The following is an 11,652-nucleotide window of genomic DNA, read 5'->3' on the forward strand; positions in this document are numbered from 1 at the left end:
GTTCCCGATGAGCACCGCGACCGGCCACCACGTCAGCCGCCCCGGCGACGGCACCAACCTCGGCGCGATCGGGCTGGGCATCCACGCCCGCCTGACCGGCGCCGACACGAACGGCGCGTACTCGCTGTTCGAGTACGTCGTGCCGCCGGGCCTCGGCGGGCCGCCGACCCACGTCCACACCCGCGAGGACGAGCTGTTCACCTGCGTCCAGGGCCGCGTCGAGGTGGAGCTCGACGGCGAGCGGCACGTCCTCGGCCAGGGCGATTCGCTGCTGATGCCGCGCGGGGTGCCGCACGTGTTCCGCAACCCGTTCGACGAGGAGACCCGCGTCATCGCGGTGGTTTCGCCGCCGGGCTTGGAGAACTACTACCGGGAACTGTCCCAGCTCCCGCCCGGGCGCGACATGAAGCTGGTCGCGGAAGTGATGACGCGGTACGGGCTGGAGCTGCGGAAGTGAACCGTGAACGGATGGTCCACGCGATGTGCGCGGCGGTCGACGCGGGCGACGCCCCGGCGTTCGCCTCGTGGTTCGCGGACGACGCGACGTACGCGTTCGCCAACGACGAGCCGCTGACCGGCCGCGCCGCGATCACCGAGGCGACCGCCGGCGCGGCGGGCGCGCTGCCGTGGGTCCGCCACGTCGTCGAGCAGGTCGCGGAAGTGGGGGAGGACCAGCTGTTCTGCCGGTTCACGATCGAGACGGCGGCGCCCGACGGCACCCCGCTGGCCCTGCCGTGCGTGACGGTCATCCGGCTGGCGGGGGACCGGGTGACCGACTACCGCGTCCACATGGACATCACGCCGGCCTTCGCCCGGGCCGGCTCGGTGCCGGGCTCGCCCCACGCGAGCCCGGCACTCCGGGAAACCGTCGGTCAGGCGCCCGGACCCGAGTAGATCTCCGACCCCTTGGGAGCGGTGACCGTCGTCGGCTTGTCCCAGTCGGAGAACTCCAGCGTGCCGCTCTTGGCCTCCTGCATGCGCAGCAGGTAGTGCGGCTCGGTGGCGGCCACCGTCGCCGTGCCGTCGGGGCTGGTGAACGTCAACGCCGGGACGCCGCCGCTGGTGGTCTGCTCCCCGCCGGTGAACGGCGCCGACTCCAGTTGGCCGATCGTGTTGTCGGTGAACGTCTTGTAGTCCAGGAACTGCTTGAACGCGTCGCCGATGCCCGCGCCGATCTTGGACGTCGAGGGCACCCACTTGTCCTTGAGCAGCTTGCCCACCGACGCCGGGATCCCGGCCTTCTCGATCAGCGACTGGCTGAACCGGAAGAAGTACTTGTCGCCGTCGCGCAGGACCGGGATCTCGAGACCGTCCTGCACCACGGTGCCGCTCGCGCTCTCCGGGTTGAGCTGCAGGTCGAGGTTGAGGTTCCCGCCCTCGGAGACCGTGCCCCGGACGTGGACGGCCTTGGCCTGCTTCGCGGCCGCGGCGACGGCGGAGCCGGCCTTCGCCCCGTCGAGCGAGGGGGCGGCGGCACTCGCGGACGTCGAAGCACCGGTCGACGCGGCGGCCGGCTCCGGCGCGCCCGCGGTGGTCGAGCAGCCGGTGCAGATCAGGGCGGCGACGGCCCCGGTGGCGATGAGCGCTCCCAGGTGGAAACGAGGCATGGTGAGAGGGTTCCGTTCGTGAAGGCCCGGATGTCCCGGACACGATCGGGATATCGGCCGGATGGGTGATCCGTTACGACTTGGCGCGTGGTGTCTCCCGCGTCCCCCGGTTGCAGCGCCCCCGCTTCGGAGCATCGATCGAACACGTACTCCGTACGAGTGAACTTGAAGTTTCAATCTCTAACCCTGGGTAACGACGGTGAGGAGGTCTCTCACTACTTTCACCAGCGGAAATGGTCGGCATTCACGTTTGTTGAGTCCGGTTCGTTACCAGGAGTGGCTTTCCGGCCCTGTTACGCGCGCGACCCGTGCGGCGACGGATGGCCCAGAGCGTGACCGCATTCGGTCGTGCCGCCGCTGCACTGAAAGAGGAACCGTGTCCTACGCCCCGATCCCGCCCATGCCCGCTCCGGTCCAGTACAAGAACGGCCTCGGCACCGCCGGGTTCGTCCTCGGCCTCGTCGGCCTGATCTTCGCGTTCATCCCGATCATCGGCGTCGTCGCGTGGCCACTGGTGATCCTCGGGCTGATCTTCAGCATCGTCGGGGTGCTGCGGGCGAACCGCGGCCAGGCGTCGAACAAGGGGCTGGCCATCACCGCCGTCGTGCTCTCGGCGATCGGCCTGCTCATCTGCGTGATCTGGACGGCCGCGTTCGGCAAGGCCGTCAGCGACACCGCCAACGGCCTGCCGGCTCCGGCGGCACCGGCCGCCGTCGCGGACGCCGGGTCCGATCCGGCCGCGGCGGCCCCGAGTGCGGCGGCATCGGCCAAGCACGCCGTCGTCCTCGAGGTCACGACGGCGGCGAAGTCCAACGTGCAGTGGAGCAGCGGGTTCACCGCGAACTCCCAGGAGGTCCTGGAGAAGGGCAAGACCTGGCGTCAGACCTTGTCGATGGACGACCTGTCGTTCACCTCGGTCACCGTCACCCCGGTCGACTTCAAATTGGGCGACAAGGACAACACCTGCAAGATCACCGTCGACGGCAAGACCGTCGTCGAGCAGCACAACAGCGTCGGCGCGTTCTGCACCTACCAGCCCTGAACCCGCGGCGGCACGCAGCGGGCTTGACAGAAGCGGACACGTGTCCACTAAGGTAAACGGACACATGTCCACTTCAATCAGGGGTACCTCATGACCATTCACGGCAAGGTCGTCGCCATCACCGGCGCCAGCAGCGGCATCGGCGAGGCGACCGCGCGTCACCTCGCCTCGCTCGGCGCGGCCGTCGTCCTCGGGGCCCGGCGCACCGACCGGCTGGACCGGCTCGTCGCCGAGATCGAAGCCGCCGGGGGCAAGGCGGCCGCCCTACGCGTGGACGTCACCGATCCCGGCGACCTCCGGGCGCTCGTCACCGCGGCCGTCGAGCGCTTCGGCCGGCTGGACGTCCTGGTGGGCAACGCCGGGGTCAGCCGGATCGGCCCCGTCGCCGACCTGGACGTCGAAGGCTGGTCGGCGATGGTCGACGTGAACGTCAAGGGCATCCTGCACGGGATCGCCGCGGCCCTGCCGGTGTTCCGCCGTCAGGGCAGCGGCCACCTCGTCACGGTCGTCTCGACCTCCGGGCTGAAGATCGTCCCCACCCAGGCGGTGTACGCCGGGACGAAGAACGCGGTCCGCACGCTCCTGGAGGGCCTGCGGCAGGAGAGCACCGACGGGGTGCCGCGGACGACGTCGATCTCCCCGGGTTACGTCCGCACCGAGTTCATCGACCACGCCGTCGACGACCCGGCCGTGCGGGAGCAGGCCCAGCGGACCATGGCCGAGCTCGGCATCGACCCCGAGGCGGTGGCCCGGGCGATCGCCTTCGCGATCGACCAGCCCGACGACGTCGAAATCGGGGACCTGACGATCCGGCCGGCTCGCCAGGGCTGAACAACCCTGGCGAATCGGCATCACCGGCTGACCGCGGCGCTCGGCCCGGCCGTCACCGCCCCGGCGATGCCGCGCCCACCATCGATCCGGTCCGGGAGTCCGGGGGCCCCGGCTCGCCGGCCCGACCGGTCAGCGCGCCAGGTGTTTCCGGACGTCGTCGGCCACGCCGGCGCGTCCGCTCATCCGGTACTTCGCCAGGATGTTGCGGACGTGGCTCTTGACCGTGTGGAGGCTGATCCCCAGTTCGCGGGCGATCTGGTCGTTGTGCATGTCGTTGCCGAGCAGCACCGCGACGCCCTGTTCGGCGGCGGTGAGCGAGCGAAAGCGTTCCTCGGGGCCGTTGTCGATGTTGAGCGTCAACTCGACGAGATCCGACTGGAGCTGCTGGCAGTCGGTGACGATGCGCTGCAGGGCCTCGCGCAGCGAGCCCGCGTCGGGAGCGGCGAGAGCGTCCTGGGCCCGCTGCCGGACGTCGGCCACGCGAGAGGAGAGCAGCTCGACGATGTGGTCCGCGGTGACCAGCTGCGGTGCGTCGTCGACGTCGGCCGGGAGGCGGCGTAGCGCGTCGAGGTCCTCTGCCTCCTTGGTCAGCACGCGGGCCACGAGGTCGGCCAGCCATTCGAAGGCGCGCACCGCATTGTCGTCGAAGACGTCGGGTTCGTAGCTCTGCATGGACATCATGCCGAACACCGCCGGTTCGCCGTCACGGCCGCGGCGGAACAGCGGAGTGGTGACGGCGTCGGCGGAAGCGCGGCTGGTGTCCCCGGAAGCGACGCCGGCGTTGAGCGCGGCACCGTTGTCGTACCGCATCCGGTAGGTCTGGCGGTGTTTCAGGAGCCAGGCGGCCTGGCCGTGCGGGCCGTAGATGTGCGACGCGGGATCGGTGTACATGCCGCTGTCGTAGCCGTAGGGGTAGCGGACGCGGTTCGCGCCGTGGAAGAACCCGATGTAGAAGTGGTCCAGGGGAACGATCTTGCTCATCACGGCCCGGGCGTAGTCGTAGAGGCCGTAGTGGTCGCTGCGGTAGTTGGCGTCGATCTTGTGGAAGGCCTCGCGCAGGATCAGCGTCGTCTCGGCATCGACCCTCAGCCGGGCCGGCTTGTCCGAATCGTCGGCGGGCATCGACCCATGATGAGGCCCTGCGGCGAATCCGTCACTCCGCGAGCGATGGAGCGCCGGCGTCCTTGCTGAGACCGTTGTCGCGGCACCGCAATGCTGCGAGAAACGGAGGAGTTCTCATGGAGACCCATTCGCGTCCCTGATTCAGGCGAGCGGAGTACCGGTGTGCTCGGCGAGGGCGTCGAGCAGCCGCTCCTGGAAGTCGTGGTCGCCGGCCGCGGGGTGCGGGTCGAGGCGTCGGCGGTGGTGCCAGTAGCCGCCGGTCGTGAGCGCTTCCGGGTCGTCGCTCGTCGCGAGCCAGGTCTGGGTCAGCACTCCCAGGCGCAGGTCGCCGGGGGCGCCCGCGCCGCCCATGCGGGTGGGAACCCAACCGGGGTCGACGGCGTGGGTGCGCACGTCCGGCCACCGCCGGGCCACGGCGGCCGCGAGGGTCGTGAGGAACAACTTGCTGTCGGAGTAGGAAGCGGTCGATCGGGTGCCTGACCAGTCGAGGCCGGGCAGCTCGGCCCGGCCGCCGCGGTGCATGCCGCTGCTGAGGTAGACCAGGCGCGCGGGCCGCGTGCCGAGCGCGGTCAGCAGGTAGGGCGCGACCACGTTGACCGGCAGCACCGCCGGACCGGTCATGACCCCGGCGTTGTGGATCACGGCGTCCATCCGCCCGAGCCGGTTCACCCGCTCGGCCACGGCCCGGGTCTGCTCGAGGTCCGCGAGGTCGCCGGCCACGACGTCGGCACCGCGCGCGGCCAGGTCGTCCAGCCGGCCGGCGTCACGTCCGTGGGCGACCACGCGGTGGCCGTCGTCGAGGAGGGCTTCGGCGGCGAGGCGGCCGAGGCCCTGGGTGCAGCCGGTGACGAAGATCCGTGCCATGGCCCCGACGCTACGCTCGCTGGACATCGCCCCCGTGAGCTGGTGATACTCAGTGCGTGTCCGCCACTTTGGACAGAGGTGCCTACGCGGAGCTGACGACCTCGATGGTGTCGGCGCAGGAGGCGTTCGCCTACTGGCGGGAGATGATCTGCGCGACGTTCGTCCGGCTCGTCGCCGAACCGGTCGCCGGCGCCGGGTTCAGCGGCCGGATCGAGCACGTTCCCGTCGGCGACCTCGAACTGTCCACCGTCGTGGCCGGCGGCCAGCACGTGCGGCGCACCCGGTCGCTGGTCGCGCGCGGGGACGAGGAGTACCTGCTCGCGAGCATCCAGGTGCGGGGGCGGGGCCGGATCGAACAGGACGGCCGGACCGCCCTGCTTTCGCCCGGTGACCTGGCGTTCTACGACAGCACGCGGCCCTACACCCTGCACTTCGACGACCCGTTCCACCAGCTCGTCGTCCAGGTGCCGAAGCGCGAGCTGCTGGTGCGCGACACCCGCCGGCTGACCGCGCGGGCCTGTGGCCGCGGCACGCCGGGCGCTGTCGTCTCGACCTTCTTCACGTCGCTGGCCGACACGGCGAGGACGGCCCCGGACCAGTCCGCGGTGCTGCTTCCCCACGCGCTCGGCCTGCTCTCGGCCACGGCGTCGTTCGCCGGGAACGCCCGGCCCGGCCCGCAGGCCGCGGAAGCGGTGGCGCGGGAGCGCGTGCTGGCGTTCCTGCGCCGCAACCTCGCCGATCCCCGGCTGGACGCGGAAACGGTCGCCCGGGCGTGCCGGGTGTCGCGCCGCACGCTGTACCGGATCGCCGGCGACGAAGGAATCGCCGCGCGGCTGCGCCGGCTGCGCATCGAGCGGGCGCAGGAGATCCTCGTCGCCGACCCCGGGCGGACGATCGGGTCGGTCGCCACGGCGTGTGGGTTCGACAGCGAGTCCGGGTTCCACCGCGCGTTCCGGGCTGTCACCGGTAAGTCGCCGGGGGAGTACCGCCGTGGGCGGCCCGCGGGGTAGGCGGTGGGGCTGGTCGCCGGGGAGTGCCGCCGTGGGTGGCACGCGAGGTAGATGGCGGTGGCGTGGCCGGTCGGCCGGGGACTGCCGTCGTGGGTGCGGGGTGAGTGGCGGTGGCGTGGCCGGTCGCCGGGAGTACCGCCGTGTGCGGCACGCGGGTAGGTGATGGTCGCTGCGATTGGCGCCTGGGGGTAGATGGCGGGGCCGGTCGCCGGGGAGTTCGCCGCGCGTGGCACGCGAGGTAAGCGACCGCGGCACGATCGGTCAGCCGGACGCTTCCGCGCCGGCGCATCGTGGGAGGCCCCCAGCACCTCCGCGAAGGAGCCCGGCAATGCAGGAAACCGTGCGCGTGGCGGCCGTCCAGGCCGAGTCGGCCTGGCTGGACCTGGCCGCCGGCGTCGACAAGGTCGTCGGCCTGATCGGTGAGGCGGCCGCGGGCGGCGCCCGTCTGGTGACGTTCCCCGAGACCTTCCTCCCCGGCTACCCGTGGTGGATCTGGCTCGACTCGCCCGCGGCCGGGATGGCGTTCGTCCCGCGGTACGCCGCGAACTCGATGACCCGCGACGGCGCCGAGATGGACCGCATCCGCCGCGCCGCCGCCGCGCACCGGATCCACGTCGTCTTCGGCTTCAGCGAACGGGCCGGCGGCAGCCTGTACATGGCGCAGGCGTTCGTCGCCGGCACCGGCGAGCTGATTTCGGTGCGCCGCAAGCTCAAGCCCACCCACGTCGAGCGCGCGGTGTTCGGCGAAGGCGACGGGAGCGACCTGCAGGTCCACGACACCCCGCTCGGCCGGCTCGGCGCGCTGAACTGCTGGGAACACCTGCAACCGCTGACCAAGTACGCGATGTACAGCCAGGGCGAGGAAATCCACGTCGCGGCCTGGCCCGCTTTCTCGGTCTACCGCGGCGCCGCGCGGGCGCTGGGACCGGAGGTCAACACGGCCGCCAGCCTCATCTACGCGGTCGAGGGCGGGACGTTCGTCGTCGCTCCCTGCGGCGTGATCGGCCCGGCCGCGCTCGAGCTGTTCTGCGACACCGACCTGAAGCGGCAGTTGCTCCTGCCGGGCGGCGGGTTCGCGCGCATCTACGGTCCCGAGGGTTCGCCGCTGGCCGAAGCGTTGCCCGAGACGGAGGAAGGCATCCTCTACGGCGATCTCGACCCCGACCTGATCGCGATCGCCAAGTCGGCCGCGGACCCGGTCGGTCACTACTCCCGCCCGGACGTGCTGCGGCTGCTCGTCAACCGCAACCCCGCGCCGACGGTCGTCGAGACACCCGCGGAGGAACACCCCGCCGCCCTCGAGTTCGCGCCGATCGCCTGAGGAGAGCGACCATGGAATCGGCGATTCCCCCGCACCTGGCGACGGACCGGACCGCGGCGCCCGGACCGCGGCCGGGCTGGCAGCCGCCCTACCCGTCGTTCGTGGCCCGCTTCGCGCCCTCGGTGACGCGAGTGGCCATGGCCTACTTCGGCGTCCAGTACCGCTCGGACAACGAACCGGCGATCGTCCGAACCGCTTTGGCCGACCTCGATGCGGCCTGCGCGGACGCGGACGGGCCCGGCCGGGTCGACCGGGCCGCGTACGTCGACGAGGCCGGCTTCCGGACGGTCGTCACCATCGCCTACTGGGACGACCCCGCCCGCCACGAACGCTGGTTCGCCGCCGTCCGGCCGCGGTGGCTGCGCGCCGACGGGTTCTTCGTCGAGGTACTACGCCCGTCGACGGCACGGTTCGAGACGCTCTTCTCCAACGACCGGATCGAGGGCGTCGCGCACCTCGCGGGCACCCTCAGCGGCGAGGTGCGCGAGCACGCGTACTGGGGCGGTGCCCGGGACCGCGTCCCGCTCGGTCAACGGGACCGGCTCGATCCCGGTGCACCGCCGGCCGTCGTCGACGACGGGCAGCGGCGAGTGGTGCGGGGTCAGCACAACCTGTGCCTCATCCGCTCGGGCCAGGACTGGACCGACACCGACGGCGACGAACGACGCATGTACCTCGACGAGGTCGAGCCGGTCCTGCGGGCGGGCATGGACTTCCTGCGCGACCACGGCCGCGCGATCGGCTGCTACGCCAACCGGTACCTGCGCGTGGTCGGCGCCGACGGGACCTTCGCCGACAAGACCTTCGGGATGAGCTGGTGGCGCAGCCTCGCCGACCTCGACCGGTGGGCGAAGGACCACCCGACGCACAAGGCGATCTTCGGCCAGGCCATGAAGTACCTGTCCACGCTCGGTCCCGCGGCCCGGCTGCGCCTGTACCACGAGGTGACCGTGGCGGCGGCCGACGAGCAGTACTTCGAGTACGTCGGCTGCCACCCGGGCACCGGTCTGCTCGGTGCGGTGGCGGTCGACGAGGCCGGGCGGAGGTGAGCCGGCCGGGGTCAGCCGGGCAGGAGAACCGCGCGGCCCCGGATGCGCCCCTCCCGTAGCCGCGCGAACGCTTCTTCGGCCGCCGACAGGGGAAACTGTTCCGTCTCCACGCGGATATGACCCGCCCGGGCCAGGGCGATCACCTCGCGCAGCTCCCGGCTGCTGCCCCAGAACGGGAGCGACACCGACGCGCCCTGGGGGAGGGGGCCGGGCTTGGTGACGGTGAGCTGCCCGCCGCCGCTGCCGACGATCACCAGGGCACCGCCGGGACGCAGGATGCGCGCGCCGAGCGACAGAGTCGGGTCGCTGCCGACGAAATCGAGCACCGCGTCGGCGCCGCCGGACTCGCGTCGCAGGACGGCCGCGGTGTCGGTTCTCGTGAGCAGGGTCCGGTGGGCGCCGGACCGGTCGGCGAGGGCCAGCGCGTCTTCGCGGACGTCGACGGCGAACACCCGGGCTCGCGTGGTGGCGCGCAGGATCTGGATCGCCACGTGCCCGAGCCCACCGACGCCGATGACGACGACGGCCGCGTCCTCGCCGAGCGTCAGCCCGGCCACCGCGTGGTACGGCGTGAGCCCCGCGTCGGTCAGCGGAGCCGCCTGGGTGACGTCGAGGTCGCCGATCGGCGCCAGGTGGCGGGCGTGCGGAACGAGCACGTACTCCGCCATCCCGCCGTCGCGGCCGAGGCCCGCGCCGGACCAGGACAGCTCGGCCCGCCGGTCGCAGTAGTTGTCCTCGCCCACCGCGCAGCGCCGGCAGGTGCCGCAGCCCCACGGACCGTGCACGGCGACCCGGTCGCCGACGGCGAAGCTGTCCGAAGCCGAGGCGACCTGCCCGGCGATCTCGTGGCCGAGCGTGAACGGCGGCCGGTAGGGGAGCGCACCCGGGGCGGCGTCGAGCACGTGCAGGTCGGAGTGGCAGAGCCCGGCCGCCTCGACGCGGACCAGCACCTCGGTGCCGGTCGGTTCGGGCACGTCGGCGTCGGCGAGTGACGGGGGATCGCCCCACGCGGTGAGGCGCAGGGCCGGGGTCTTGCGCACCGGGCTCACAACGCCGACCATACAGAAATGAACTCAGTTCAGGTAGGGCAGTTCGCGGACAAGGTTGTGCTCGTGACGGGCGCCGGGTCGGGGATCGGGGCCGCGGTGGCGCGGAAGCTGGCCGGCGCCCGGCGGCTCGTGCTCGCCGACCGGGACCTCGCGGCCGCGGAGCGTGTCGCCGCGCCGCTGGCCGGCGCGCGGGCGGCGGAGGTGGACGTCTCGGACCCGGACCGCGTCGACTGGCTGGTCGCCGGGATCGACCGCGACCACGGCGGCCTCGACGTCGTCGTGCACGCGGCCGGCATCGACGATCCCCAGGCCAAGCAGTGGATCGCGGACGCCTGGGAGGCCGGCCGGCCGGCGGAGGTGACGGCGGCGCTGGATGTCCGGTCCTGGCGGCGGGTGCTGGGCGTGAACCTCGACGGCACGTTCCACGTTCTGCGCGCCGCGGTCCGCGTGATGGTGCCGCGCCGCACCGGTGCCGTGGTCGTCGTCGGGTCTTCGTCGGCGTTCGACGCCCCGGCCGGCTATCCGCACTACTCCGCATCGAAAGCCGGGGTGCACGCGCTGGCCCAAGCGGTGGCGAAGGAGGTCGTCCCGTTCGGCGTGCGGGTCAACGTGGTGGCGCCCGGGCCGACGGAGACCGGGATGGCCGCGCGGACGCCCGATGCTCTTCGCCGGGCCTTCACCGAGTCCGGCGGCGGGGCGTACGCGACCCCGGACGAGATCGCGGACGTCGCCTTGTTCCTGGCCGGTGAAGGAGCGGCCAACCTGGCCGGCTCGGTGGTGCTGGCCAACGGCGGCCGCTTCACCGCCTGACGGGGTTGCCTGCGACGGCGGCAGCGGCTACCGTCACCTGAACTGAGTTCACTTCGTCCTCAAGGGAGAGGGAAGACGTGGATCAATTCCTGCTCGTGCTCGTCAGCGGGATCGCCAGTGGCGCGATCTACGGCCTGATGGGCCTCGGCCTGGTGATCGTCTACCGGGCCACGGACGTCGTGAACTTCGCGTTGGCCAGTCTCGCGACGCTCGGCCTGTACGCGGCGATCACGTTCCACGACAACGGCGCCGCGGTCATCGTCGGCGTCCTCGGCGCGGTCGTGGTGACCGTCGTCGCCGGGCTCCTCGTGCGCGAGGTGGTGATCCGGCCGCTCGGCCAGGGCCGGCTGTTCGCCGCCCTCGTGGTGACGATGGGCGTCGCGCTCATCGGCGAAAGCGTGATCAGCTCGATCTGGGGCACGCAGCCCAAGTCGTTCCCCAGCATCGTCGACGGCACCGTCCGCGCGGGTGGCCTCGCGATCCCGGCGCAGAGCCTCCTGACCATCGCGGTGGCCGGCGTGGCGATGGGCCTGGTCGCGTTCCTGTTCGGCCGGACCACCACCGGCTCGGCGATGCGCGCGGTCGCCGAGTCCGCCGACACCGCACAGGTCGTCGGGATCAACGCGCAGCGGATCGCGCGCCTGGCGTGGGCGCTGGGCCTCGGGCTCGGCGCGCTCGCCGCGTGCCTCTACGCGCCGAAGGTCGGCCTGGCGCCCGCGGTGCTGTCCGCGCCGTTGTTCCGCGCCTTCGCCGGGATCTTCCTGGGCGGGCTCAACAGCATGTACGGCGCGGTCGTCGGCGGCCTGGTCGTCGGCGTGCTGGAGAACCTCGGCGCGAGCTACGTCTCGGCGAGCTTCCGCGACACCTTCGTCTTCACGTTCACCGTCCTCGTGCTGCTGATCCGGCCCCAAGGCCTGTTCGGCACGCGCACCTTCCAACGGGTTTGA

The 11,652-nt window shown here is 72.1% G+C and carries 13 protein-coding genes; 9 read left to right on the top strand and 4 right to left on the bottom strand.

The genetic code is table 11. From position 1 onward, the window contains the following. Nucleotides 1-7 precede the first annotated feature (7 nt). Together AB0M59_RS02695 and AB0M59_RS02700 are read left to right on the top strand one after the other, a co-directional pair. The gene (locus tag AB0M59_RS02695) at nt 8-457 is read left to right on the top strand and encodes a cupin domain-containing protein (protein ID WP_364607402.1); all 450 of its coding nucleotides are present in this window, start codon (nt 8-10) and stop codon (nt 455-457) included. Next, the gene (locus tag AB0M59_RS02700; protein ID WP_364607405.1) at nt 454-894 is read left to right on the top strand and encodes a nuclear transport factor 2 family protein; all 441 of its coding nucleotides are present in this window, start codon (nt 454-456) and stop codon (nt 892-894) included. The genes AB0M59_RS02695 and AB0M59_RS02700 overlap by 4 nt, the downstream gene beginning before the upstream one ends. On the opposite strand, the gene AB0M59_RS02705 is transcribed toward AB0M59_RS02700, so the two are convergent. Further along, nucleotides 873-1,607, bottom strand: a complete 735-nt coding sequence (locus AB0M59_RS02705) for a hypothetical protein (protein WP_364607408.1) — start codon at nt 1,605-1,607, stop codon at nt 873-875. The genes AB0M59_RS02700 and AB0M59_RS02705 overlap by 22 nt on opposite strands. Before the next feature lie 376 nt (nt 1,608-1,983). Between AB0M59_RS02705 and AB0M59_RS02710 the strand changes: the two genes are divergently transcribed. Both AB0M59_RS02710 and AB0M59_RS02715 read left to right on the top strand, forming a co-directional pair. Then, nucleotides 1,984-2,649: a DUF4190 domain-containing protein gene (locus tag AB0M59_RS02710; RefSeq protein WP_364607411.1), complete on the top strand. Its 666-nt coding sequence runs from the start codon at nt 1,984-1,986 to the stop codon at nt 2,647-2,649. 90 nt (nt 2,650-2,739) lie between these two features. Further along, entirely contained in the window at nt 2,740-3,480 is a 741-nt protein-coding gene (locus AB0M59_RS02715) for an SDR family oxidoreductase (RefSeq protein ID WP_364607414.1), read from the top strand. 129 nt (nt 3,481-3,609) lie between these two features. Here the strand turns inward: AB0M59_RS02715 and AB0M59_RS02720 are convergent, their stop codons facing one another. Beyond that, on the bottom strand, nt 3,610-4,602 hold the full coding sequence (locus tag AB0M59_RS02720; RefSeq protein ID WP_364607417.1) for a LuxR C-terminal-related transcriptional regulator: 993 nt from the start codon (nt 4,600-4,602) through the stop codon (nt 3,610-3,612). Nucleotides 4,603-4,743: 141 nt separating this feature from the next. Beyond that, nucleotides 4,744-5,466, bottom strand: coding sequence for an SDR family NAD(P)-dependent oxidoreductase (locus AB0M59_RS02725; RefSeq protein ID WP_364607420.1), 723 nt, complete (start codon nt 5,464-5,466; stop codon nt 4,744-4,746). A 56-nt stretch (nt 5,467-5,522) separates the two neighbouring features. On the opposite strand from AB0M59_RS02725, the gene AB0M59_RS02730 reads away from it, so the two are divergent. The 3 genes from AB0M59_RS02730 to AB0M59_RS02740 all read left to right on the top strand — a co-directional run bounded on the left by AB0M59_RS02730 (nt 5,523) and on the right by AB0M59_RS02740 (nt 8,846). Further along, nucleotides 5,523-6,476 carry a helix-turn-helix domain-containing protein gene (locus tag AB0M59_RS02730; RefSeq protein WP_364607423.1) on the top strand — a complete coding sequence of 318 codons (954 nt, stop codon included), beginning with the start codon at nt 5,523-5,525 and terminating at the stop codon, nt 6,474-6,476. A gap of 328 nt (nt 6,477-6,804) precedes the next feature. Further along, nucleotides 6,805-7,797, top strand: a complete 993-nt coding sequence (locus AB0M59_RS02735; protein WP_364607426.1) for a carbon-nitrogen hydrolase family protein — start codon at nt 6,805-6,807, stop codon at nt 7,795-7,797. Between the two features lie 11 nt (nt 7,798-7,808). Beyond that, nucleotides 7,809-8,846: a phenylacetaldoxime dehydratase family protein gene (locus AB0M59_RS02740; protein WP_364607429.1), complete on the top strand. Its 1,038-nt coding sequence runs from the start codon at nt 7,809-7,811 to the stop codon at nt 8,844-8,846. Nucleotides 8,847-8,857: 11 nt separating this feature from the next. Here the strand turns inward: AB0M59_RS02740 and AB0M59_RS02745 are convergent, their stop codons facing one another. Next, nucleotides 8,858-9,907 (bottom strand): NAD(P)-dependent alcohol dehydrogenase, encoded by a 1,050-nt coding sequence (locus tag AB0M59_RS02745; protein WP_364607432.1) that lies wholly within the window; start codon nt 9,905-9,907, stop codon nt 8,858-8,860. Nucleotides 9,908-9,913: 6 nt separating this feature from the next. Between AB0M59_RS02745 and AB0M59_RS02750 the strand changes: the two genes are divergently transcribed. Both AB0M59_RS02750 and AB0M59_RS02755 read left to right on the top strand, forming a co-directional pair. Then, nucleotides 9,914-10,705, top strand: a complete 792-nt coding sequence (locus AB0M59_RS02750) for an SDR family NAD(P)-dependent oxidoreductase (protein WP_364607434.1) — start codon at nt 9,914-9,916, stop codon at nt 10,703-10,705. Nucleotides 10,706-10,782: 77 nt separating this feature from the next. After that, on the top strand, nt 10,783-11,652 hold the full coding sequence (locus AB0M59_RS02755) for a branched-chain amino acid ABC transporter permease (protein ID WP_364607437.1): 870 nt from the start codon (nt 10,783-10,785) through the stop codon (nt 11,650-11,652).

Source organism: Amycolatopsis sp. NPDC051371, from assembly GCF_040682155.1.
Lineage (GTDB): Bacteria > Actinomycetota > Actinomycetes > Mycobacteriales > Pseudonocardiaceae > Amycolatopsis.

Coding starts and splice junctions, on each gene's coding strand:
- AB0M59_RS02735 (WP_364607426.1), top strand. CDS start 6,805: ATGCAGGAAACCGTGCGCGTGGCGGCCGTCCAGGCCGAGTCGGCCTGG.
- AB0M59_RS02740 (WP_364607429.1), top strand. CDS start 7,809: ATGGAATCGGCGATTCCCCCGCACCTGGCGACGGACCGGACCGCGGCG.
- AB0M59_RS02720 (WP_364607417.1), bottom strand. CDS start 4,602: ATGCCCGCCGACGATTCGGACAAGCCGGCCCGGCTGAGGGTCGATGCC.
- AB0M59_RS02750 (WP_364607434.1), top strand. CDS start 9,914: ATGAACTCAGTTCAGGTAGGGCAGTTCGCGGACAAGGTTGTGCTCGTG.
- AB0M59_RS02725 (WP_364607420.1), bottom strand. CDS start 5,466: ATGGCACGGATCTTCGTCACCGGCTGCACCCAGGGCCTCGGCCGCCTC.
- AB0M59_RS02715 (WP_364607414.1), top strand. CDS start 2,740: ATGACCATTCACGGCAAGGTCGTCGCCATCACCGGCGCCAGCAGCGGC.
- AB0M59_RS02745 (WP_364607432.1), bottom strand. CDS start 9,907: ATGGTCGGCGTTGTGAGCCCGGTGCGCAAGACCCCGGCCCTGCGCCTC.
- AB0M59_RS02695 (WP_364607402.1), top strand. CDS start 8: ATGAGCACCGCGACCGGCCACCACGTCAGCCGCCCCGGCGACGGCACC.
- AB0M59_RS02705 (WP_364607408.1), bottom strand. CDS start 1,607: ATGCCTCGTTTCCACCTGGGAGCGCTCATCGCCACCGGGGCCGTCGCC.